The following is a 22496-nucleotide window of genomic DNA, read 5'->3' on the forward strand; positions in this document are numbered from 1 at the left end:
TCCAGGCGATTTGCATATCGCCCAACGTTGATATTAGATGGCCCATTGCCCGTCTTGGGCGATGGGCCGGTTATATGAACCTCTCAAGCAAAACTCCTTCGTCCCTATGTTAATCCCATCCCCTCGATGCGGGTTAGATACTAATCGGCTTCTAACCTCATTGCTGACAACCTCGATGACAGCAGCTTCCGCCCTTGATATCAACTTCATCCAACGGCCCCCCAATGGTCACCAAGTAAGTGCAAAGGCCGCCCATGCGGTTCCATGCGTCACAGAATCTCACGGCACCAAAAAGTGTAAGTAGGCGCCGGTCCGGAAGAAAGGTACTCGGCTCCATTCCCAGTGCTACAACGTATATGGCTAGCACGTCAGATGTTGCATGCGCGAAAATAGCAACGCTCCCTTGCCGAAAGCGTTGCCCTTAAAGCTCCTACAGGGCTCTTGTATCGCAGCCAGGTGCGTCGTACCGCATCAGCAGCGATATGCGGTGCTCAGAAGCACTGTACCCAGCAGGAATAGCGTTAAGGAGACAGCTATCCAGTGGCTGTCGCCGGTCTTGGGAAGCGCCGTTGTTGTTGCCATAGTGGATTTGGGCTTGGTCGTCTTGGTGACTGTGGTCTTGGCGACCGTTGTCTTGAGCGGCGTAGCCGCGGGTTTCACCGCAGGATCCGTCGCCGAAGCCGCACCGGGTTGCCCCGCAGAAGGGTCGGCGCCACCAGTAGGCTCTCCCGTGCCATCCCCCGGCACCTCGCCGACGGGCGACTCAGTCTCCCCTGCCGGGCCAGTGGCGCCATCGGGCTCAATCACCACATGCGGTGTCACGGCCCCGTCAGCATCCACCACGCTGGCAGCACTAAAGGCCCCGCCTGCGGGCGTCACAAAATGCGCGGCCACGAGCGATCCACGATCGCAGGCAACGCCGGCATCCGTACCGGTCGCATCCAGCCAGGACTCATCCACGACAAGCGTCTTGCTCGCTGCGTCTGTCCCAAATCCCTCGTCGAGCAAGCGCACACCATAAAAGCGCAAGCTCGCATCGGATCCCGCGCCCGCGGCAACTACGCGCTCTCCGCCGCGTACTGTTAAGCTGCCTGCGGCAATGCCGGCAACTGTCTGGCCAACAACGCCTGCCCCGTCGGCCCTGGCATCGACCGTGCAGCCGTCCACCACCAGCGCCTGGGCCACATGGATCCCGCATTGCGAGCCCGTCGCCGTGAGCGAGCCGGAGCCGCGAAGCGTAAGGTTTCCCCACACCTCCATGCCGCTCATGGAAATGTCCGCATCGGGCGCATGCGTCTCGACCACGGAGTTTTGCCCCACAAGCGTCACCACCAGGTCGCCGTCGGCGCCGATGGCCTCGCCCACATAACCGGTTAGCTCCAGATGGTCGGCATCGGTCCAAGCCCACCCGGGACCCGACACGCCCGGCTCGTAGTACGTATCGCCCGCAATGAACAGGCTGTCCGCGCCCGCGGCATAAGAAGGCCCGCCCAGCAAAACGCATAGGCAGGCCATAGCAGTAAACAGAATGTAGTGTCGGCTGGTGTGGAACGCGGTGGCAAACATAACCGCTCCGATCTTCGCAAGAGCCAATGGAAGCCGCTCCAGAAAGCTACCTGGTAGCAGCAGTTATTAGTGTAGCGAGATCAGAGTACGAGCAAGGAAGAAACCCTGTGATCGGTTCCCAAAATTAGGTGTAAATCGTTTTGCCAATCGGTGAAAGGAGGGGCCTCCATAAGCTAATTGGTCGTCCGTAAAATCCAAGCCCATATCGAAGAGGTCAACGAACCTCTAGGCGGAGACGAGTTAAGGCTACTCGTCACCCGCATTCACACGCATTGCTCTTTCAGTTTCGATCATTTTACGAACGACGAACTTCATTTTCTCATTCTTAGAAATAATAATTTCCAGGCAATCTTTGAGCTCATCGTCATTTTGAACAACAATGAGATTATTTTCCTTCGAAACTTGAATTTCCCCGGTATATAAATCCCAGGTTTGACAGAATATATCTTCATCTAAGACTAAATCGATTGGATAGACGGCGCCTAGCCTCATTGTCAGTACTCTATATTTATACTCCGAAGTAAAAAGGTCGAAAGCATAATCGGACGGCGAATAAGAGTCGTTCGCATCGGTGAGATTCAGGGCGGTATTCTCTACTTTTTCCGTTTTTGGAACAGTGAGACGCTCCATTAATTCGCGTGAGGACCACATACTGCTAGTTGTTCTGGTGGTAAAGGCAAGTTTTACAAAACGAGCTTCGATCAGGCCACTGGACGCAGCTTTTACATCTTCGCACTGCCCCTGCATGATTGCTTCAACGTTCTCAGCAGATTTTTCTAAGGGCTGATCAATAATGTCCGCCCAGAAATTTTCGCTACCTACCATGACACTTCCCCATTTCCATAGTTACCAAAAGTGGCAAATGGTCACTGTACTTTGAACACGGCCGAGAATTAACAATAAGTTTAGTATCACCGATTTGACGAAGATAGCGGCAGTCGGTAATGCAGTCCGCCAGCTGCCAATCTACAACGATTTGATCGAGCGAATGCCAATAATAGGTACAGTCGCCGGAACCCAAATAAAATGAACCCAGATTAGAATTGGACTCTGATAGAAATTGAAGAGCTGGGTTATACATTACTGGATATGACGACCCATCGCTCTCTCTTTCTTTCAATCTCTTTGCAACCTCTTTGAAAAAGGTCGAATTTAAGGAATCGAGTTTTACCATTTCGGGGTCAAATGGATTGCAATTGAAATCGCCTATCAGCATATTGAGGCTGCCGGGGTACGACGTCTTTGTAGTATTTAGCTCACTAACGAGTTTTCTTATTATCCTTTCGCGATGATCGCCTTTCGGATCGTTGCGCTTGTCTGGCAGATGAACAATTGAGGTATTCACGGGAACGCCGTCAAGAATTAATGTGCACGTCAGATTTTTAATAACCGCAGAGGCTTGCTGCGAACAAATTGAAGACTTGACGAGCAGCTTCGTTTTCGTCCTGCCGTCAATGGATTCCACTGTTCGATAACGACCGCCAAGCAGTTCGGTCAATCGCTGAAAGTCAGTTTGATCAGCCTCTGCAAAAGCCGCTACATCAACGTCATACAGTTGAACGGCAATGTGAACAAGATCTGTAAGGCTCTTGCGAGCTAAATTCCAAAAGAATAATCGCAAAACCTCACCTGGCTGTCCTCATGAGCTCAAACCTTATCCGTCTAAATATACCCTGCGCTTCCGTATTCTTCATTGACTAATTCATTGTGGTTTAACTGATTTAGTTTGAGCGCCTATGCTGTCACAAAATAAATCTGCAAGTGCGTCACATAGCTCATCAAACTGAGAGGCGTTCATTAATGGATATAACCTATCTGACATATACCAATTTAGAGGTCTGGCATTGGCATTTGCTCCCTTTGGAATGTCAACATATAGTCCAATTGAATGATTATCGTCTATTAGATCTAATAAATTAAAAGCCTCAGTTGTCTGCTCTCGGCACAGAGCGCAAAAGGTATCCAGAAATGCCAGACCCTCAACGGCTATATAGTCAGAAACGATCTGATAGAAGGATGCAAAAGACAGGAGAGGCGTATCACCTTGTTGATATCGCTCTTGGCAGAATGAATCTAACCAGTCGAGCATGGTTCTTCCATCTTGATTAATTGAAGTGCGACGAAACAGCGATATGTTGTTCCTGTCACTAACAATTCCAGATTCAAGGTTAATCGCAAGTCCAAATGTTTGATCTTGTGAGGAATAGTTGACGGGACTTATGTAGCCGTCGTTATGTTCGCTTGCATTGCGTATTGCCGAAAGCAGAACTACAAATGGCTCAGCTTCGAGGATCTCTTTTAGTTTAACCCAATCAGATGAATGGACCTCATTAGCCAAAGTGCTGCTCAGTCTGCTAATACTCGTGGTGCATTCTTTTACCACCGCTGAAAAACGAAGGGCTTTGGATATAAAGCCGTGAGCGTAGTAAACACAGTCGCGCATATAATCAGTGCAGTTGGCGTTATATCTCACTTTAATGGCCTCAGCGCGTGATAAATCACATCTCATTAAGAGATCCTTGCATGCGGTCGCATAATCTGACCAGCATGCGGCAATTCGCTCAAAGGACCCCTGCATACGTCCCAATGAAATCAGACATTCAATTGTTGACGAGTCAAGAGAATCTCTGATTTTGGTGACGGGAAATCTGCAGTCGGTATTCGGCATATAAGAAACTAGGCTGCAGTTCGAAAATGAAAACTGAGGCACTTCGTTCCAGCGCCAGGAAGGAGCAACGTACACTGGGCTTGTAATTATCTCGCTCGAATGATCCATGAAATCGCTCCTTAATATCCATGTTTTAGTTAGCTCCTTATGCTAAGTAAAACTTGTCGTTCAGCTTCAGGAAAATCGTGAGGGTTCAATCATTAATGCCAAACTAGTTCGGTCGCTCGCAGATGATGAGACCATCGTACTGCTCGTATAGCTTACGTTTTGCCTTAACGCGCTTCATGATGCCCTGGATGGAGCTCGCGCGGAAGTTGTCAGAGTTGGACTTCATGGTCAGGCGGCACACGCCCACCACCGGCTTCGGCTTGCCCTCGTAGGCGCGGTCCCGCACCATCTGCAGCACCTCGTCAACCACGAAGTCCTTGCGGGTGCGGTTTGCCTCCACGATGGCCTCGATCAGGTTCTGGGGCACGTCCTTGTAGTTGGCCAGCAGCTGCTTGGTGTCCTTTGGGCGCACAGTAGCCGCCGTAGCCGAAGCTGGGGCTGTTGTAGTGGCTGCCGATGCGCGGCTCCAGGCACACGCCGTCGATGACGTCGCGGGTGCTGAGACCAAGGAACTCGCATTAGGTGTCGAGCTCGTTGAAGTGGATTACGCGGAGGACAAGGTAGGTGTTGGCCCTTCAATTTAATCGATAGTTACTCAATATTGAATTGGTCAATTTCAAATCTTGTGTAGTCGTCCACTTTGTTCGAAAAATGCCTAAGCTCAGCGCCAATACTGATATTTCCGTATTGGTCAAAACCAATTTCATTAAGCAAATTGCGTTCTTTTAGCATTGTTATTAGCGACAAAGGGACTCCTGCTTGAATTAACTCAACGCTTTCCTTGTCGGACGTCCCGTATAAGAACATGTAGTACTGCTCTAGATCGATATGACCCGTCTTAAACAGAACACGAACGAATCTGGACAAAGTAAACCCGAGATAATCGTCCTCCACCTTATATTTTGCCAAGAAAAGTGCTGGTAGCTCGGCATTATTTTTTTCTCTAATATCAACATAGCTACATTCGCCATCGATAAGACCTTGGTAATTGATCTCTCCAAAGCTGCGGCCAACATAAAGATAGTCGTGCGTGGTCTCAGCCTTCCTTTTCCATAATGAAATGTCGGAAGCAAGTCGTTGGCTAAGTGATTTCGATGACTTGTCTCTAAGATAACTTTCGTAATAAGGCAGTTGTCTACGCAAATTTCCAACTCTTAGATATGGATTAGAGAAAACAAAACCATCATCAATAAAATACCTACATATTAGTTCGAGCACGCTAATCTGAGAGTATGCCTCAAACGTGTTTAGCCTCTTAACTATCTCTACTTTTGCATCCTCCCAGTTTTCATACAAAGAACGAAGACCGGAACGATCTAATAGAATTTCGAGATTATCGTTCGGCTGACTGGAGCTTTGGATTAAACTGTCTTCGAAATCAAGACGCTTGCTTTCTTTATCGCTTAGTGACTCGCCTTTGGATTTTTTTATTCGTAGATTATCCCCACGGTCCTTGAACCCAACGCTGTGCAATTCCGCGATAGCGCTTGTCATGGTCGGCTTCGATCTCGTCCATTTTGATTCCGCAAAGATTACTTGTGGGCTTAGTCTTTTGAGATGAGGCCTATCACCGAAAACGTAATTTAACCGTGATGCACGACCGATTAAGTTAATTAATACTGAACGCCTTTTTGTGCGTAGCTCGAGAATAAAAACAGAATCAAATGGAAGATTAATGCCTTCCATGATGACTTCATTTGCAAATATGAATCGAATCGAATCAAGCTTCGCAGCACGGTCAAGTAGATAGTTTTTAATCCCGTCCGGCATCTGCCCATGTAGGTATACAACGCCGTGTCGCAAACACAGTATTTCGTCATATAAAGGGCTCACGTGCTCGGTCAAGGCAAAAATGACCCTAGCGAGTTCGGGAGCGACTGGGTCATCAGGCAAACTACTCGCCAAATCCAAGGCCGCTTCGCGGACCTTTTTAGGGGAAGACAAGAATACTAGATTTTTAGCAGTCGCCCTATTCTTCAGGCAATCCCAAGTGTCATTGAAGGAAGAAACTTGGCAAAAGCTATTAAAAAACCTGTTATATGCACGTAAGGCTCCCTCGTCGTCAAGTAGATAATAACGAGGCTCTTTCATGCTTTTGTTGACCTTGCATCCCTCAACCTCGAAGCCTGAGATAGCAGACAGGAGGTTAATGTCGTCGATAACCGGACTAAAGTAGTAGAACTTTGTTGCGGGATTGCGTAATTTGGACTCACGAATGAGGCGTGAAATCAATAAAGCGCGATCGCCGACTTCAAAAGCATTGTGTGCCTCATCTATAAACACACTAGAAAAGGATAGGGTAGGATTCGCCTCTAATAAACGTATCGCCCTCTCTTGAGTAAGGATTGCGATAAACGTCTGCTCACTCTGGTACATTTCGTCATGAGTAATTACTTTTGCCCTTGGGTGATGCTTAAATACATCATCGCGTGTTTGTGCGAGAAGTGATTTTGTCGGCACAATTACACAAGGCCGGGATCCGCTTTTATCCTCCAGTACGGCTTTAACTAAGCGCTCGGTCTTACCAAACGAGGTCGGAGCAATATAGGCGAACCCTTCTCCCGAGTAAGAAAAGAAAGAACTGTCGGACAACTTCTGCTCGAGGGTAAGAGTTACACCTTCAGTAAAGTTCTCTCTGATTTCAACTAGTGCAATGTAGTCCTTCAGAGTATCAAAGCGCCTTTCATCAAGATCAACAATTGATTTGGCCAACGGGTAGAGGCCCAGTTCAAATGAGAAATCGTACAGAGGCTTGAGATTTCCCGTGCTCAATGAATAGTTAAGAATAATCCAATACGCAAACTCGAGACTTCGTGTTCGATTCTTATCTTTTAGCGCATACCTTAACAAGGCAATAGCGGCTGAAAGAAGGAGCGTGGACTCTCTATTCGTGAGCTCCTTGCGTAAAAGTAGTTTATCGACAGCCGACTTAAAGGGGCTGTTGTTTTTTAATTTTGTTATGGAGCCAGTGTCACTCATCTGCGTACTCCAAATTCAAATATCGAAGAAAGCCAACCAATGCAGAATGTGAGACACAAACTATGTGGAGGGCTAAATAATCCTTATTTTCGAAATACAGCGAGAGATCATTCGACAACTTCTCGACTTCGTCGATAGTCAGAACACTGCCGATAAACACAGTGCCACAAGGGATCATGTTAAACTCGCTTGGATCATGGACATGCTCTAAGGTAAAATCATCCGACAACATTCTGATCTGATTCTGGATGGAACCCTCGACGCCCGCCACTATAGCGTGATTTAGAGCATTTTCCCACGGGTCGTTTCCTTCAAAATCATTTATCTTGTTGCAGAGGTCTTGATAAGCTTCTTCAGCCTTTTCATGATGAGGAATATTTCCATAGATAGATGATTTACTTTCCATCAGCCAGTATTCATTATCTTTCAAGTAAAATCCGTCAAATCCCTTTTTGATCGATCCCTCTTCGAGGTTCGATCCAAGGCATGCCTGTTGATATCCGTTATGTCCCAAGTAAGCATGTAAGAAGATTTCAGCGCATGAACCGCAAATCAACGACCGATTGTTTAGTTTTGTGGAAAAGTACTTTGCGATTTTCGCTTTTGTGATGCCTATAGAACGCGTGCCTTTCGGGCCAAACCAAATAGACGGTAGACATTGATTTAAGCATTCATCAAAGTCATCATTTTCGATGACATCAAAGTAAGTAAGGCGAATGCGATCAGAAAGCTCCTTTTCAATAATTCCTGAGAATAGCATTCGATAATCACCTGCCCCCTAGTAATTTTAACCAGTGAGCATCCAGTTCGCTTCTAGAACCTCATGCAATTATTCTAGGGTATGATAATCTTTAGGTGTAAACGATACGCCCCATCTATCCCACTTAAGCCGGATGCGGTCTCGGCACTCTGGAATTTAACTCTCGTCTAATCAAGCCTCTTATCAAACTCTGCGTAACTGGTGATGCGATAGTTTGTGATAGCAAGATCACGACAAAACTCATCGATATCATACCGTTTGCTCTCGCTGGGATCGTGCTCGCAAAAGACCCATTCGGCATCGCGGTAGCGTGGAGCCAGAACGTCGCGGTGGTACGGCATATCGACTTTGTCGAACGAATTGCCCATGATAATTACTGTATTGACATTTAGCAAGGGTGTCCAAGAAATGGTTTAGGGCGTCGTAGTTGCCCTTAATGTTCTTCCATGTATCTGCGCAGCGATCGCATGCGACAGTTACACCCTGCTGAATAGTCGCACCGTAAAAATCATCCATTCCATATTTGTCTTCAAGCATCTTCTCAAGCTCGAAAGGATTATTGTCGGGAGAACCAAATTGAAGAAGCTCGTTTTTATCCAAGACGCAACCATGGATATGGAGGATGTTGGCTGAACGAACACCGTAGACACACTCCAGCGTTGGAGTGTAATTAAAGGTAACGAACGAAGCAGTGTCTGGTAAATCAAGTGCAGGCTTAATTTTAGACACATCGATAGACTCTACCCATTCCCGAAAGTGATCCCTGGTGAGCTTCTTCAGGTATTCAAGACGCATGTGCAACTCGATCCAGAAATCGTCCCATCCTGGATTGTCTTCGGTTACATCTGGATACGCGTGATCGAGCGTTTCATAACAAAGGTCGTCCCATTCAATGCCGAGTGATTCTTCAAGAGAGCACCATCGGGAGTCGACACCTTTGGCGGAATTTCGTATGTAGTCAAGGCTGCCCTCAAGATCTGAGCATTCCGCTGCAAAGCAAAACGTTTCGAAGTCAGTAGCCACTTGCTCATCATGGTCTACCAGCCAGTCGTGATAATCCGAATACCCGGTTGCTAGACCATGATGAAGATCGAATCCGTTTCCTATAATTAAGAGGCAGCTACCGGTATCAGATTCTGCACCAATACGTCATCCTTGCTCTATGCTACTCATCAATCCGGATGTCCTCCCATAATGCAGTGCTATAGATTTTAGACTCATGACGCTAGCAAGCGAATATTTTTTTCTGCGCTGACATTTAAGCGCGCTAACGGCGCCGGGCTCTCGCTGAACTCGACGCCGCATGAATTCATACAAGCTGTCACATTATGCCAAATGAGTCAGAATATCCGTTAAGATTACCTAGCATTTGCCTTTTTATCGATTGCGCGCCTGCGGTTTTCTTGATACCACCGCTTGCCTCGATCCCCAAAAGATGAGCCGATGTAATTCCGAGCAATCGCACTCATGTGATTCTGGGCCTGTTCACGTCTGTATAGATCTTTTTCGAGGTCAACAAGTGTTTTGTAGCCAGGCTTTGACCTATTAGCCTTTGAAACTGAAGCGCAAGTATTTTGCAAATTGACACGTGATTCGTGGAGGGCGTCTCCAATTTCGACTGACATACGATACGCGGCCAGGCACTGTTCGAAAGATTTATCCCTCAAACAGGAGGGGTCATTGATCGCAACAGACTTCTGCAAAGCAGAGGCTTTGGTTTTAAGTTCCTTCGCGGAACCCGGATTATCAAAAGAATAATGAGCGCCAAAATCAACAAATTGTTGGCTATTGGAAACGACTCTATCGAAGTAGAGCCTATCGGAAGGATTGAGCTCAGACCTGAGTTTTTGGTCCGATACGCTGTAGCAGGGAACGTTGATTACCGGGCTAACCGTTGTCACGCAGTTATTGCCAGTTGTGCAAGACCGAGAGCTCGACTGGCTATTCTCAATCTGACTGTCATCAGAGTTGCCCATAAAATGACGCAAGCAATACAGGATTCCAACAGCAGCGACACACCACGGCCAGTTCTCTCTGACGAAGCCTACGAATTCCATAAACCATGAAGTATCCATCTCAAACCACCCTATAACGTTAGCCGTCATACCCGCCTTGTGGTCCCCCATCAAGATGTATATCATCCGAGTATGCTATATTGAGTTGTTGTTATTCCGCTTGCTTTCCGATTGGACCGCTTAAGGACCTCGTGCTTTCATAGCCTCCTCCTTTCGAATCTCTTACCTATTCGTTTGACGTTATCCTAGAAGAGAAGAAAGGTGGACGACGGTGCTTAACGGCGGATGGCGCCCAGACGGTCGCAGACGGTTTTATGCTTGGTGAAGGCTGAGCATGGAGACCCTGCCACTCTCTGGAATGTCGGTTATTAGAATTAACGCATTTCCAGAGTAATCAGTAGGGATGGGAACGGTAACAGGCAAATTGTAATAACGAATTGTTTGAATCCCTGTGGAGATGGCAAGCGGGGGCCATACGCTATGCTTAGCCATAAACTTTTCTAAAGCAGTCTGAAGAAGATCAATAAGAAACTCATTGCCGGAATCCTCGTCTAGGGTGTCGACAACCTCACTAATTTGCTCCTCAGAGAAAGCAAAACAATTGGCTAGAACTGCGCACAGCCCAGTAACAGCCTGGGCCTTAGTAGAACTTGATGCTTCGGAGAAAACAGCGCCGAACAATATAATTAATCGATCTGCGGTAAGTTTGTTGATAGGCGGCTTATGAGAGCACCTGTCGTTCAGATATCCGCGCGGGATATGATGCCTTTTAGCAATGTCTAATACCTCGCCGGACAAGGTTCTCATCCCAAAGGATTTGACCAACAAGTCACTAAGGAAATCGGTCGCAAGATAATAATTCATGACAGTTTATACGGGATTAGTCGTCAGACTTCTCTTGTTCCTCGTGTGTTTCCTTGTTTTTCAGCAACACTAAATAACGCTCGAGGTCAGAAAGAGGGCCACGATATTTTTCAAACCTACGAGAATCATAAAAATAGGTAACGAACTGGTTGTTGTCATCCAAAAAGCCCACTCGTAAATCAAGGGGCTCGTGGAAGTACTGGCTTCCAGCATTCTGCGATTCATCAAAAATCGTGTACTGTAATTTTTCAATCACAATGGCAGGCTGTCTGTAGTTTGGCAGCGTACGATTACGCATACCAGGTTTCCAAGACACAACGTCCCCTGTGGATAGCGATTCATTCGAAATATACGTCTCGTAGGACCTCTTCAGTGCCTGTATGGCAGAGTCATCGTCTTTGGTCATATCCAAGGAGTTGATAAACTTCTTCACATCACTAGATTTCAAATTATGCGTCAACAAATCCATAAACGGAATGTCCTGAATAGGATGATCGTTCATGCTTTACCCCACTAAAATGTTTCTGTCAGAAATTTGCTTATTAGCAAAGTTGCTGTCGCGGTTATATGTGCTTTCATTATTTACTGCTGAATCTGTATCTACATAAGCGTTGCAAAGATCGACTTTACATTTAGCAATGGAGCAAATCTCAGCATATTTGGCAATGGTACTCTGCGCATCTTTATTAAGATCAAGAAGTTCTGCCGCGCGTAAAAAGCTGGAAGTACTTACAAATAAGGTCTCAATTATCTGTTTTGATAACTCATTAGTAGGAATTCGCAGACACTTGGAAACCGTACTTAGTAGAGCGGATTTGAACTCGTCATTCATCAATGACGAATACCAGACGTTCTTGCTGTTTGATTCATCAAGCTCCACATTCAGAAGTGAAACGGAATCGCGGATAATCGCAATCGTTTTGATTACATCTGGATCGGAAAAGATATGAGAGCCGTCATTGGAATGATAGTAGTCATTTAGCTGCGAAAGAGCTTTTCCACTCATTTTGAATTTGGGTGCTGAATGTACAGCCTTATAGGCCGCAAGCACCGACAAAAGCGTGCATACGCCCGTCAATATTGAAATTAAGAACTCTAGTGCGTTCAATTTATATCGCCATTCTCGCTGCGATCGAGGCTCCGCACATCTCGAATCAACGATTTCAAATCATCGGCACTAATTATGTACCCGTCATCACTCGCTTTATCTTCCACATCTACATCCGACCCATAGCTTATGTCGCTGCCGGCACAAGACATGGCTGCCTAATATACTGAGACGGATAGTGCGACCAGTGAATTAATGAAAGGAGACATGCTAGCCTGATCCTTAAGATAGGACGATTCAAAAAGTATCTGGTTGACTGCCAGCCCGTAAGACAACAAAAGCGAAAGCATTAATAAAAGAATTCCAACGCCCCATTTAATACCCGAGTGAATTTCTGAAAAATTGCCATGAATTAGCTCAACACAAAGAAGTGAAGCAGAAGAAAAGCTGAAAGCCGCCTTGCTCAGATCGCTCAATAAATACTCGCAGAAAGACTGAAGCCCAGAGATTTGAAGCAATATGCCACAGGCTATTGTCGGAAGAAGAATGCCTACCAGATTCCAGATGAAGGCAATACTGAATTCAACAAGAAACTGATGACGCTGTCGTAAGCCTTTAACAGAGTTCACGAAATTGCTAATCAATGTTTCGATCAGAGTAGTCACCAAAATCCAGCGATTGTCTAAGATAGATGAATGCCAAATGAAGCCAGAATCTAACGGGTAAGGAATGCAAACAGGATGTTAAATCCTAAATTTGGAACTTCTTCAAACGACGTTTAATAGCGCCAAGTTTACCGCGAACGCGTTGTCGTAGAGACTGGCGGAATTTCCACTTAGCCATAAGGTCCGGGATGGAAGATCCGGAGGCCACGTCATTCAAGAACTCGTCCCGCATCGGATGTGGGGAAACTGAGCGAATAAGGCTAGGATTACCGGCAACGACCTCGTCCAGCGTCGCCGAACCGTTCAAAGTGATCCTCGAAATAGCCTTGAAAGCGCGCTCGCCCTTCTTGCTATTACATAGGACTGCCGAGACGCCCTTGGAACAGTCGATCTCGGGATGGATATTCTGAAAACCCCAGAAATCACCAAGTGTGATATCGGCTCCGCTCGAGCGTTTTGCGGGACACGCGAGACACGACGAACGTAGGCTCGCATTGGCCAGGAACGCTTTCATATACCAATCTTCACCGAACACACGGGACTCAGTATCCCCGGTGTTGTCTTTCTCCGCTGCGTGCTTGTACGCAGCGGAGTAAGACAACCATCCGGTTGTCTTACTCCGCATATTGACGTCACACACGTCAGACCCGAAGGCCTCGCCTCGGTAGTCGATCCATCGTGACCAGAGCTCGGGAGAGGGAACGCCATGACAGATGACGTCGACGGACAGAAAGAGGTCGCTCTCACCGAGCTTCCCGAGATATCCTCTCATGCCTGCGACCTGGCAGGCGGTGCCGGCGAAGAGGACGCGTCGACCGGAACGGATTGCATTTCGAACCCCTCTGTACACCTCTTTCCCGATAGAGCTCTGCACGTATTTGGAACGCATGACGGCATCGAGACCGGTTTCGTTGCCGACGAGCACGTGGCGGACCGTGCGGCACCCCTCATCGAAGGCCGCACCGCAGACTACACCGCCTTCCGAAAGCACCTTGCGAGCAAGGAGCCCGAAAATACCGCCAGATGAGGACCGATCCAGAAGCTCTGATGAGTCGGACTTCGCCCATGAGACTGATTGCAACTGGTCGACAGATCGCTCCCCTATCGCAGGACAGGCTTGCTCGCAAGCACCACAGTCGATGCAAATTTCGGCATTCACAACAGGACGTGAAAAGCCGAGATCGTCTCGCTCCATGGAAATGCACCCTTTAGGGCAGGCGGCGGAGCAGGCACCGCAGCCGCAGCAGGCGTCAGCGAGCGTACAAATCGCAGTTTTAGGCATTGATGACCCCTAACGGATGAATGGAACTCTGGCGGTAATCCCCGCCTTCTCATTTGAATCAAGCACGAACAGCCACATAGCAATCGCGAATAGCACGGTGTACACGGCGCCCCATGCGAGGAACAGTAACCAGCTCGTGACGGGAAGAAAAATGCTTAGCCCTTTGCAGACGACAAGGACCAGCGCGGACGTCAGCGCTACAGGAAGGTTGCGTTTCCAGAAGTAGATCATGTCAAGCCCGATGCGGTTTTGGTAGTACCAGTTCATAAAGAGACCGTTGCCCAACACGATGCTCGCAATGTAGGCAATCGCAGGAGCCCAATAACCCAGATAAGGAGAAGCAATCCAAGTGAAGACAACGTTCAACACCGCCATAAAGAGATAGACGACGCTACGCGCCTTATGCCTATTTTTCGCGCGCTGGATTTCGATGCCCGTATTCTGGCATAGCGGTACTCCAAGGGGTAGCGCCATCGCACAAATCAAATAATAGGCATCTAGGAAGCCCTCGCCCGCCCACTTAGTGATAAAAAATCGTCCAAGCAAAAAAAACCCGCAGTATATCCAGCAGAAAAGGAACATCTGGTAACGACCCACGCGCGTCATGAGGCGGGTAAGCTCCGCGTTGTCATCCGAGGTTGCCACAATGCGATTGATCTTCGGCACGAAAACGTTTGACATCACAGTTGAAAGCGAAATGAACACACTTCTAACCTGCAAGCCGACGGCGAAAACCGACACAGTAATTGCGCTTGTCAAGACGCCCAGCAGTATGTTGGGGACGCTCTGGTTTACGAGCTCGCAAACCTGGTTGCCGAAAATCCAAGCACTAAAGGCTGCAACAGAGCAGAATAAATCCCTATCAAACCTCCGTACATCGAAGCGCATACCGAGCTTCACGATGGCGAAACGAGCATTAAGAACGAGCAGCGTCACGTTTACCGCAAGCTGAGCCAGAGCGACGCCAACAGCCCCCATCCCAAGGCAAAGTAATAAATACGCCACACCGGGCGTCGCTAAGGACGTGAACATTTGGCGTGACTGTTGGAAGCGAAACTGCTCATGCGCAAGTATGTAGGCATCGAAAATAGTAGAGAAGAGGGTACACGCCACGCTGAATGCCATGATCGCCATGAGCTCACCTGCAAGCCCAACCTGAGCGGTCGTGAAGCTACCCGAGAAGAATGTCTCAACATTAGAGGCGAACATAAGCCCAAGAATAAGAGCGGCGGCGCAAATAACAACATACAGGATGAGGTACATGCCATTAAGCGAGCGAATGTCCCGCTCGGTTCCCCTAGCCCTCTTCTGCGTATAAAAACGGATATAAGCGTCCGAGAAACCGAATGTAAGTAATGAAAGTGAGAACACAAACGAGTTAGAAGTCTGGAAAACACCATAATCTGCCTGGCCTACGAACGCGAGGAGCATTGGTGTGTAAACCAAATTAACTATATTTTTAATAATGATATTCAAATAGCCTAGTAAAGCTCCTAGACGTCTTTCATTCCCCACAGCAAATAACACCCCAAGAAACACAAACGATTGAAATTAAGTGAATTAAATAAACACGGTACTTCCCGTGTAAAAAGAAAAAATCGCTAGCATAGAAATGAACATCGGTGAATCGTATAGTGGATTTCCGCAAAAGGAGTAAAGAATGAAGAACGCTACAATTCCAGCGGAAGCAAGTACTAAGCTCCTTGTACCAGCCGAGTAACTATCCAGATGAATTGAAGTTTCAAAAGCGCCCTTTATTAAAATAAAAAAAGGAATTATAGCGAGTGACAAACCGAATAACCCAGTTTCAGCTAATAGCTGAAGGAGCACACAGTGTGCAGCAACAGATACAACAGGTGTACCGCCATCAATCCAACTAAATTTATAGGAAGCCCAACCTTGACCAAATATGGGTTTATTTGTCCATTGATCTAAAGCGTGCTGCCAGAGATAGGTTCTACCAGATAGCAGTTCATCCGCATTTTCAGACGTTTCGGAAAAGCGGTCAAACACAAGGCTTAGCTGAGGAAAATAGATAGAAGAAATACCGAAAGCAATCAAAATCAATAAAACAATAAGACAAAATTTTACAAACTTGCTGATACCCTTAGTCCGATTAGCCAAATAAAACATTAACGTAAAGGCAGCAATGGAAAACATTAGGTGAGCTCTCTTGGTAGTAAGCAGCAATGCAATAGCGCTAATGCCGCAAAGCAAACAGCCTATTTTTGAATGCCTAGAGCCGGAAAATGCAACGCCCGAACTTAAAATAAAGCATAGGCTCGTATACATTCCATTCCAACTATAACTTCCCGACAGTGCGGACCTGTAGTCTCTTGCAGTAGGATATTGTGAAAGTAATGAATTTTGAATAATTTGTCTTCCAAAATCAGGGAATAGATAAAAAGAAATTGTTGCAAGACAATGAATCAGGCACATGACTAGGAAAACGATGAAGAAGGGTTTGACCCACCTCGTATCGCCGGAAGCCAAGGCAAATGCTAGTGCACCAAAAACAAATAGATAATAGTCTGAATCTACAACACCATTCAGCAACGTTCCTAGAACCGATAGACCGACGATTGGAAGAAACGATAACGATCTAAGTGCTATTTGACTTGGCTTGCAATGCAGCAGTAATAGCAACAAAAAGCCAATAAAAAATAAAGGCAGGCCAATAATAGTTGGCATTAAGTGTTTAAAGCAGGGCTGCAAAAGTAGTAGAACAGAAACAAAGTAGTCGGTGTTATGCCTCACGGCATTATTAATCCTAGACATCCAATGCCTTCCTAAGGTATTGGATAAATTCAATACGTTTTGATTCCAACAACCCAACCGTTATGTCTCTTTGGTCATTAGATATTTCTGGAATAGCGCCGTACCCCTCTACATTCCCAACTTGATAGGTCTTAAGAAGGGTCGCAATACGTGAATAAGTTGAAAGTTTTTCCGAACGATGGAAAACCCTAAAGGGTGTGCCGAAAAGAGTAGAAAAGACTGATGCATGGAACGAATCTGTTAAAACAAGATTGGCCTTATCGATAAGACCAATGAAGTCTTGGGGACCACACGCATAATAAATTGAATTGTTATCAAGTAAATCAATGACTTGATAACTGTTATCATCGATTCCGTATATGTAATCCGAAAGATTTCCGGACCAACCACCCAAGAAGTAAACTAAAACATATTTCTGTTGGGGAACAAATGAATAGTCAGCGACCTCACGCCACTTATGATCTGAAATTGCTAAGGTTGGATCAATGAGCACTTTCGGTCTTTTTCCAACGAGAGATTCCACAAGAGCAGCGCCCTCCTCTTCTCTCACGGAAATAGATTTATAGCTAGATAAAGCCAGCCTGTATTCATCAATGCAGGATTCAGGTAATTCGGATACCCCGAAACTTGGAGCAACGGCGATTTTTTGACCACACTCCGCAAATTCAAGTAATTTTGTATGTTTGAATAAGTCGGCGTTAGGATTCCAAACTTGATCGCTTCCAACACAGAAATAAGAATACTTTTTTGATAAATGCCTAATTTGGTAAGGGAAAATCACATATTTGATTTTTTGACCAGAAACAAACTCTCTAAATCTATTATCCCTTTTTTTAGTATTACTAGACTTAAAACAAGCCCTAAAAAACGTCCTTATTTGAGCTGCTAAAAAACTTAATCCTAGCTTTCGATATAAAACAATAGTTTCGGGGTAGAAGCCCAATTCTGAAAGAGCGCAGTCTAAAGCATATCCTTGCAAACGATTTCCATAGTTATAGAGACCGAACAAAGAAATAATACCGATTTTATTCATCTTATTTTTATTTTGCATTATCAAATACCTCCATTATTTTATTACAGGACAGCGAACTATCAGAAAACCTATCCCAGGCAAACTCTTGGCCTGCTTTAGCTATCTTCCTTGATTTTTCAAAATGGTCTATTGCGTCAATCAAAAGTGAAGCTAATTCGTCAACCGTGTTAAACAGAAGACCATTGCCATTGTTAAGCAATTCAGCTGTTCCTGAAGTATTTCTACCGACTACCAAAGAGCCCGACAACAAACCTTCAACTGTTACTCGACCAAAGGACTCGGACATAGAGCAATTTAAACAAATATCCGAGTCTTCTAACACGGCATAAGGTTCGTCAACTTGACCAAGGAACTTCACATAGGTGCTGATATTATTAACCTTAATAAAAGAGGTTAACTGGTCAAAATAACCGCTATCCTTTATATCTCCAGCAATTAATAGGGTGAGTTCATAGCCTCTAGCAAGCACTATGGAAATTGCTCGAACAGCATCATACTGTCCTTTAGCTGGAAAAATACTTCCAATCAGAGCAACGTTCGGAATACCTTTTCTAAAAATATTCCGATCCCGATAATCAGGGACTGGAATGGAATCATAAACAATAATTGGATTAATAATTCTTTTACAGCTATGTAAAGTGTCAGCGGCAGACTTTGAAACAGCAATAACTGAATTTGCTGTACTAATTAAATTGCGCTGAACTTTAGGAAAATAAAGCGTCCTTCCGCTTTCCCAATTTAGTAATTCTCGAATATGCCAAATTAGCGGAATATTTAATATCTTTGACGCGAAACAGCCCGTACCCACTGCAGATGTATTTATGTGAATAGCACATGGTTTTACGGTAAGTAAAAATAGGAACAAGCGAATCTCAGCAGCTACATTAATAAACAGTTTAATAAGCAGTTTGATGAGTAGTTTAAGTATTCCATCTGAAGTAGACTTAGACCAAGGCTTAAACTTAATTACCTTCACTGGAACGTTTAATTCAACAACAGCTTTTGCAAACTCACCAACATAAGGAACAATAAGAGCACAGCGATAATCACTGGCACATTCTTCTTTAATGAGCTCATAGAGGCACAATTCAGCACCTCCCAAAAAATCACCGGACCCACTAATATGTACAACTTTAAGTGATCTATTCAAAATGAGCACCATGCACCTTTGTATTAATAGCCTCAAATATTTGAGTGAAAACCACAATCGATCACGGCAATTATTTGGCCGATTTTTCTCGTACCAGATTTCCATGCTTTTGATTTGATTAAGTTAGAGAAATTCTGAACCGGAGACCCTTTGCATGCATTTGCACAATACTTCACAATGCCGCGTTGATTGTCTGACAGAAGTTCATTGAACACTTCTTCAAAGTATTCTGCTTGTTTGGAGATAGCGGCTTGACGGTATTTAAATGTTCCGATCTTTTTGGCCCAGCACAATAATGAGAATCTAATTGCTCCAACATCATTAGCAGAATGTTGACGATATAACGACGTAGATTTGTCAACATAATCAATAGCACCAAATGCTGAGCAAATGATACAAAGCCACCAATCATGCATAATAATATTATCGTTTGTTCCACCAATCCGAGCAAGGTCCGTAGCAGCTTTGTTAATCATCATCGTACAACCGGCACCCACTGATTGTGCAAGCATATGAGAAAAACTAGTTCGTAGTGGGTTAATATTTGAATAGCTGGTAAAGCTATCATCAATAATATTTAAATCTGAATCCACTACTGTCATATCTGTAAATACTAAACAGGGAACATTACTTTCATGACTTTTTTCAATTGATTGAATACGATCGAGAGAGATTTCTATTTTATTGGGAAGCCAGACATCATCTTGATCACAAAACATCACATATGGAGACTTGGCTTGACTTAGTAAATATAGAAAGTTAGATTTTGCGGAACCAAAACGTGTGCCCTTAGAAACAATTCGAATCCTAGCATCTTGTTCAGAGAACTGGCTAACAATATCAAGAGTATTGTCCGAGGAGCAATCGTCAGATATCAAGAGCTCCCAGTTCTCATATGATTGTGCTTGAAGTGACTTAATTTGTTCGCAAATATAATTCTGGCCGTTATAAGTTGCCATTAAAATATCTACATCCGCCATTATTTAACCTTTCACAGTAAATTACCCATGACGAGATGCTCCCCCAGCTCCTCCTCCCAGTCGGGCATGTGGAAGCCAGCGGTCTCGAGCTTCGAGAGGTCGAGCGCGGAGTGGACCGGGCGCGGGGCGATGGGGCCCGAGGCGTTCGCGTAGTAGTCGGCGGTGCTGACCGGGACCACCTTGTCCCCGTTGCCGTTGGCGGCTTCGAAGACGGTGCGGGCGATGTCGGCCCAGGACTTCACGGCGCCGGAGCCGGTGCAGTCGTAGGTGCCGTAGGGGGTGTGCGTCCCCAGCACATGGAAGATGGCCCGCGCCATGTCGCGCGTGAAGGTCAGGCGGCCCAGCTGGTCGTCGACCACGGTGATCTTGTCCAGCTTGTCGTCCGGGTCGGCGACGCGGTCGGACAGGCCCTTCATGGTCTTGACGAAGTTGTGCCCCTCGCCGATGACCCAGGAGCTGCGCATGATGTAGTGGCGCGGGCAGCCGGCCACGGCGATGTCGCCGGCGGCCTTGGTCTGGCCGTAGACGGAAAGCGGGCTGAGGGGCTCCTCCTCGGTATGGACCTCCGCGGTGCCGTCGAACACGTAGTCGCTGGACACGTGGACCAGGGTGATCCCGTGCCCGGCGCAGGTGCGGGCGAGGAGGGCCGGGCCGGTCGCGTTGGCCTTCCAGGCGGTGGTTCGGCCCTCGGGGGTCTCGGCCCTGTCCACGGCCGTGTAGGCGCCGCAGTTGATCACGGTGCCGTAGAGCGACCAGTCGTACCTGGAATAGGCCGCCGAGTCGGACATGTCGAAGGTGTCGATGTCGCAGAAGTCGAAGTCCTTGGCGACCCCGCGCTCCTCGGCCAGCGCGCGCACCGCGCGGCCCAGCTGGCCGTCGCAGCCGGTGACGAGGGTGCGCTTCGGCGCCATGGGGACGACGTCGGCGAGCATCGGGTGGTTCAGGTCGGCCTCGGAGACGGTGGCCTGATCCAGCGGGATCGGCCACTCGATGGCGAGCTCGGGGTCGGCGAGGTTCACGAAGGTATAGGTCCTCTTCAGCTCGAGCGACCAGTGGGCGTCCACCAGGTAGGTGTAGGCGGTGCCGTCCTCCAGGGCCTGGAAGGAGTTGCCGACGCCGCGCGGGACGTAGATGGCCTTGCTGGGATCCAGAACGGTCGTGAACACCTTGCCGAAGGTCTCGCTGCCCTCGCGCAGGTCCACCCAGGCGCCAAACACGCTGCCGCGGGCCACGGAGATGAACTTGTCCCAGGGCTCGGCGTGGATGCCGCGGGTGACGCCGCGGCTGTCGTTGTAGGAGATGTTGTTCTGGACGACCCTGAGGTCCGGAATGCCCAGCGCGGTCATCTTGGCGCGCTGCCAGTTCTCCTTGAACCAGCCGCGCGAGTCGCCGTGGACGGCGAGGTCGACGACCTTCAGGCCCCCGATGCCGGTATCGGCGACGGAGAGGTCCTTCTCGAAAGCGATGTCTGCCATGTGGGAAAAGCTCCTATCGAAGAGGTTGGTTAACCGCGGGGCGCCCGCGCGGGCGCCCCGCGGTGCGGTTCGCCGGGGTGCGGCCTACTGCCCCTGCGCTCTGTACCTGGCCTCGGTGGCCTCCTTGGCCGGGCGCCACCAGGACTCGTTCTCGACGTACCAGTCGATGGTGGCCTTGAGACCCTCGGCGAAGTCGGTGTGGGCCGGCCTCCAGCCGAGCTCGCGCTGCAGCTTGGTCGAGTCGATGGCGTAGCGGCGGTCGTGGCCGGGGCGGTCGGCGACCCAGTCGAAGTCATCGGGGTCCTTTCCCATCGCCTCGAGGATCATGCGGAGCACGGTGATGTTGTTCCTCTCGCCGTCGGCCCCGATGAGGTAGGTCTCCCCCGTGCGGCCCTTCGTGAGGATGTCCCAGACGGCCGAGGAGTGGTCCTCGGTGTGGATCCAGTCGCGGACGTTCTCGCCGCGCCCGTAGAGCTTGGGGCGCACGCCGTCGACGATGTTCGTGATCTGCCTGGGGATGAACTTCTCCACGTGCTGGTAGGGGCCGTAGTTGTTGGAGCAGTTGGAGATCGTGGTGCGAAGCCCGTAGGTGCGGGTCCAGGCGCGCACGAGCATGTCGGAGGACGCCTTGGTCGAGCTGTACGGGGAGCTCGGGTGGTAGGGCGTCTCCTCGGTGAACTTGGCGGGGTCGTCGAGCGCAAGGTCGCCGTAGACCTCGTCGGTGGAGACGTGGTGGTAGCGGACGCCGTACTTGCGCACGGCCTCCAGAAGGCGGAAGGTGCCCTCGACGTTCGTGCGCAGGAACGGCTCCGGGTCGGCGATGGAGTTGTCGTTGTGGCTCTCGGCGGCGTAGTGCACGATGGCGTCGTGGCCCGGGACCAGCCTATCGAGCAGCCCGGCGTCGCAGATGTCGCCCACGACGAGCTCCACGCGGTCGGAGGGCAGCCCGGCGATGTTCTCGGGGTTGCCGGCGTAGGTCAGCTTGTCCAGAACGGTCACGTGGACGCCCGGATGGTTGTCCACGACGTAGTGCACGAAGTTGCTGCCGATGAAGCCGCAACCGCCCGTGACGATGATGTTCCTGGGGGAGAAGGTCTCCTCTGCCATGTTCTTATCTCCTCGGTT

The 22496-nt window shown here is 48.0% G+C and carries 21 protein-coding genes; all 21 read right to left on the minus strand.

All coding sequences use genetic code 11. The features are described from left to right. Window positions 1-471 precede the first annotated feature (471 nt). Window positions 472-1566 carry a hypothetical protein gene (locus AB5767_RS00975; protein WP_368131775.1) on the minus strand — a complete coding sequence of 365 codons (1095 nt, stop codon included), beginning with the start codon at window positions 1564-1566 and terminating at the stop codon, window positions 472-474. A gap of 246 nt (window positions 1567-1812) precedes the next feature. Then, window positions 1813-2391: a hypothetical protein gene (locus AB5767_RS00980; RefSeq protein ID WP_368131773.1), complete on the minus strand. Its 579-nt coding sequence runs from the start codon at window positions 2389-2391 to the stop codon at window positions 1813-1815. Next, on the minus strand, window positions 2381-3187 hold the full coding sequence (locus AB5767_RS00985; RefSeq protein ID WP_368131771.1) for an endonuclease/exonuclease/phosphatase family protein: 807 nt from the start codon (window positions 3185-3187) through the stop codon (window positions 2381-2383). Before AB5767_RS00985 ends, AB5767_RS00980 begins: the two co-directional genes overlap by 11 nt. 81 nt (window positions 3188-3268) lie before the next feature. After that, window positions 3269-4342 carry a hypothetical protein gene (locus tag AB5767_RS00990; protein WP_368131769.1) on the minus strand — a complete coding sequence of 358 codons (1074 nt, stop codon included), beginning with the start codon at window positions 4340-4342 and terminating at the stop codon, window positions 3269-3271. Between the two features lie 103 nt (window positions 4343-4445). Then, window positions 4446-4754: a hypothetical protein gene (locus tag AB5767_RS00995; protein WP_368131826.1), complete on the minus strand. Its 309-nt coding sequence runs from the start codon at window positions 4752-4754 to the stop codon at window positions 4446-4448. A gap of 179 nt (window positions 4755-4933) precedes the next feature. Next, window positions 4934-7321 carry a DEAD/DEAH box helicase gene (locus tag AB5767_RS01000; protein ID WP_368131767.1) on the minus strand — a complete coding sequence of 796 codons (2388 nt, stop codon included), beginning with the start codon at window positions 7319-7321 and terminating at the stop codon, window positions 4934-4936. Next, complete coding sequence (locus tag AB5767_RS01005; RefSeq protein ID WP_368131766.1) at window positions 7314-8081, minus strand: Hachiman antiphage defense system protein HamA; 768 nt, start codon at window positions 8079-8081, stop codon at window positions 7314-7316. The genes AB5767_RS01000 and AB5767_RS01005 overlap by 8 nt, the downstream gene beginning before the upstream one ends. A 249-nt stretch (window positions 8082-8330) precedes the next feature. Further along, on the minus strand, window positions 8331-9227 hold the full coding sequence (locus AB5767_RS01010) for an AbiH family protein (protein ID WP_368132825.1): 897 nt from the start codon (window positions 9225-9227) through the stop codon (window positions 8331-8333). Window positions 9228-9439: 212 nt separating this feature from the next. Then, window positions 9440-10186, minus strand: coding sequence for a hypothetical protein (locus AB5767_RS01015; RefSeq protein ID WP_368131764.1), 747 nt, complete (start codon window positions 10184-10186; stop codon window positions 9440-9442). Between the two features lie 222 nt (window positions 10187-10408). Beyond that, window positions 10409-10960 (minus strand): hypothetical protein, encoded by a 552-nt coding sequence (locus AB5767_RS01020; protein WP_215673501.1) that lies wholly within the window; start codon window positions 10958-10960, stop codon window positions 10409-10411. A 16-nt stretch (window positions 10961-10976) separates the two neighbouring features. Further along, window positions 10977-11462, minus strand: coding sequence for a hypothetical protein (locus AB5767_RS01025; RefSeq protein WP_368131762.1), 486 nt, complete (start codon window positions 11460-11462; stop codon window positions 10977-10979). Window positions 11463-11465: 3 nt separating this feature from the next. Further along, the gene (locus AB5767_RS01030) at window positions 11466-12068 is read right to left on the minus strand and encodes a hypothetical protein (protein WP_368131760.1); all 603 of its coding nucleotides are present in this window, start codon (window positions 12066-12068) and stop codon (window positions 11466-11468) included. A 158-nt stretch (window positions 12069-12226) separates the two neighbouring features. Next, complete coding sequence (locus AB5767_RS01035; protein WP_368131758.1) at window positions 12227-12673, minus strand: hypothetical protein; 447 nt, start codon at window positions 12671-12673, stop codon at window positions 12227-12229. Between the two features lie 85 nt (window positions 12674-12758). Next, window positions 12759-13955, minus strand: a complete 1197-nt coding sequence (locus tag AB5767_RS01040) for a Coenzyme F420 hydrogenase/dehydrogenase, beta subunit C-terminal domain (RefSeq protein WP_368131756.1) — start codon at window positions 13953-13955, stop codon at window positions 12759-12761. Window positions 13956-13964: 9 nt separating this feature from the next. Beyond that, window positions 13965-15431, minus strand: a complete 1467-nt coding sequence (locus AB5767_RS01045; protein WP_368131755.1) for a lipopolysaccharide biosynthesis protein — start codon at window positions 15429-15431, stop codon at window positions 13965-13967. A gap of 84 nt (window positions 15432-15515) precedes the next feature. Continuing rightward, window positions 15516-16733, minus strand: coding sequence for an O-antigen ligase family protein (locus AB5767_RS01050; protein WP_368131753.1), 1218 nt, complete (start codon window positions 16731-16733; stop codon window positions 15516-15518). After that, window positions 16726-17784, minus strand: a complete 1059-nt coding sequence (locus tag AB5767_RS01055) for a polysaccharide pyruvyl transferase family protein (RefSeq protein WP_316370581.1) — start codon at window positions 17782-17784, stop codon at window positions 16726-16728. Before AB5767_RS01055 ends, AB5767_RS01050 begins: the two co-directional genes overlap by 8 nt. After that, complete coding sequence (locus AB5767_RS01060) at window positions 17774-18916, minus strand: glycosyltransferase family 4 protein (protein ID WP_368131751.1); 1143 nt, start codon at window positions 18914-18916, stop codon at window positions 17774-17776. Before AB5767_RS01060 ends, AB5767_RS01055 begins: the two co-directional genes overlap by 11 nt. Before the next feature lie 32 nt (window positions 18917-18948). Then, window positions 18949-19896, minus strand: a complete 948-nt coding sequence (locus tag AB5767_RS01065; protein WP_368131749.1) for a glycosyltransferase family 2 protein — start codon at window positions 19894-19896, stop codon at window positions 18949-18951. A gap of 11 nt (window positions 19897-19907) precedes the next feature. After that, window positions 19908-21371: a sugar nucleotide-binding protein gene (locus tag AB5767_RS01070; protein ID WP_368131747.1), complete on the minus strand. Its 1464-nt coding sequence runs from the start codon at window positions 21369-21371 to the stop codon at window positions 19908-19910. A gap of 84 nt (window positions 21372-21455) precedes the next feature. Further along, window positions 21456-22478 (minus strand): dTDP-glucose 4,6-dehydratase, encoded by a 1023-nt coding sequence (gene rfbB, locus AB5767_RS01075; RefSeq protein ID WP_368131746.1) that lies wholly within the window; start codon window positions 22476-22478, stop codon window positions 21456-21458. Between the last annotated feature and the right edge of the window lie 18 nt (window positions 22479-22496).

The sequence above is a fragment of the Collinsella aerofaciens genome, from assembly GCF_040926265.1.
GTDB lineage: Bacteria > Actinomycetota > Coriobacteriia > Coriobacteriales > Coriobacteriaceae > Collinsella > Collinsella aerofaciens_BB.

Bases quoted from the DNA above. Each gene is read 5' to 3' on its own strand.
- AB5767_RS00990 (WP_368131769.1), bottom strand. From the start codon at position 4,342: ATGGATCATTCGAGCGAGATAATTACAAGCCCAGTGTACGTTGCTCCT.
- AB5767_RS01005 (WP_368131766.1), bottom strand. From the start codon at position 8,081: ATGCTATTCTCAGGAATTATTGAAAAGGAGCTTTCTGATCGCATTCGC.
- AB5767_RS01000 (WP_368131767.1), bottom strand. From the start codon at position 7,321: ATGAGTGACACTGGCTCCATAACAAAATTAAAAAACAACAGCCCCTTT.
- AB5767_RS00980 (WP_368131773.1), bottom strand. From the start codon at position 2,391: ATGGTAGGTAGCGAAAATTTCTGGGCGGACATTATTGATCAGCCCTTA.
- AB5767_RS01050 (WP_368131753.1), bottom strand. From the start codon at position 16,733: ATGTCTAGGATTAATAATGCCGTGAGGCATAACACCGACTACTTTGTT.
- rfbB (WP_368131746.1), bottom strand. From the start codon at position 22,478: ATGGCAGAGGAGACCTTCTCCCCCAGGAACATCATCGTCACGGGCGGT.
- AB5767_RS01040 (WP_368131756.1), bottom strand. From the start codon at position 13,955: ATGCCTAAAACTGCGATTTGTACGCTCGCTGACGCCTGCTGCGGCTGC.
- AB5767_RS01020 (WP_215673501.1), bottom strand. From the start codon at position 10,960: ATGAATTATTATCTTGCGACCGATTTCCTTAGTGACTTGTTGGTCAAA.
- AB5767_RS01065 (WP_368131749.1), bottom strand. From the start codon at position 19,896: ATGGCGGATGTAGATATTTTAATGGCAACTTATAACGGCCAGAATTAT.
- AB5767_RS00975 (WP_368131775.1), bottom strand. From the start codon at position 1,566: ATGTTTGCCACCGCGTTCCACACCAGCCGACACTACATTCTGTTTACT.
- AB5767_RS01055 (WP_316370581.1), bottom strand. From the start codon at position 17,784: ATGCAAAATAAAAATAAGATGAATAAAATCGGTATTATTTCTTTGTTC.
- AB5767_RS01070 (WP_368131747.1), bottom strand. From the start codon at position 21,371: ATGGCAGACATCGCTTTCGAGAAGGACCTCTCCGTCGCCGATACCGGC.
- AB5767_RS01025 (WP_368131762.1), bottom strand. From the start codon at position 11,462: ATGAACGATCATCCTATTCAGGACATTCCGTTTATGGATTTGTTGACG.
- AB5767_RS01015 (WP_368131764.1), bottom strand. From the start codon at position 10,186: ATGACGGCTAACGTTATAGGGTGGTTTGAGATGGATACTTCATGGTTT.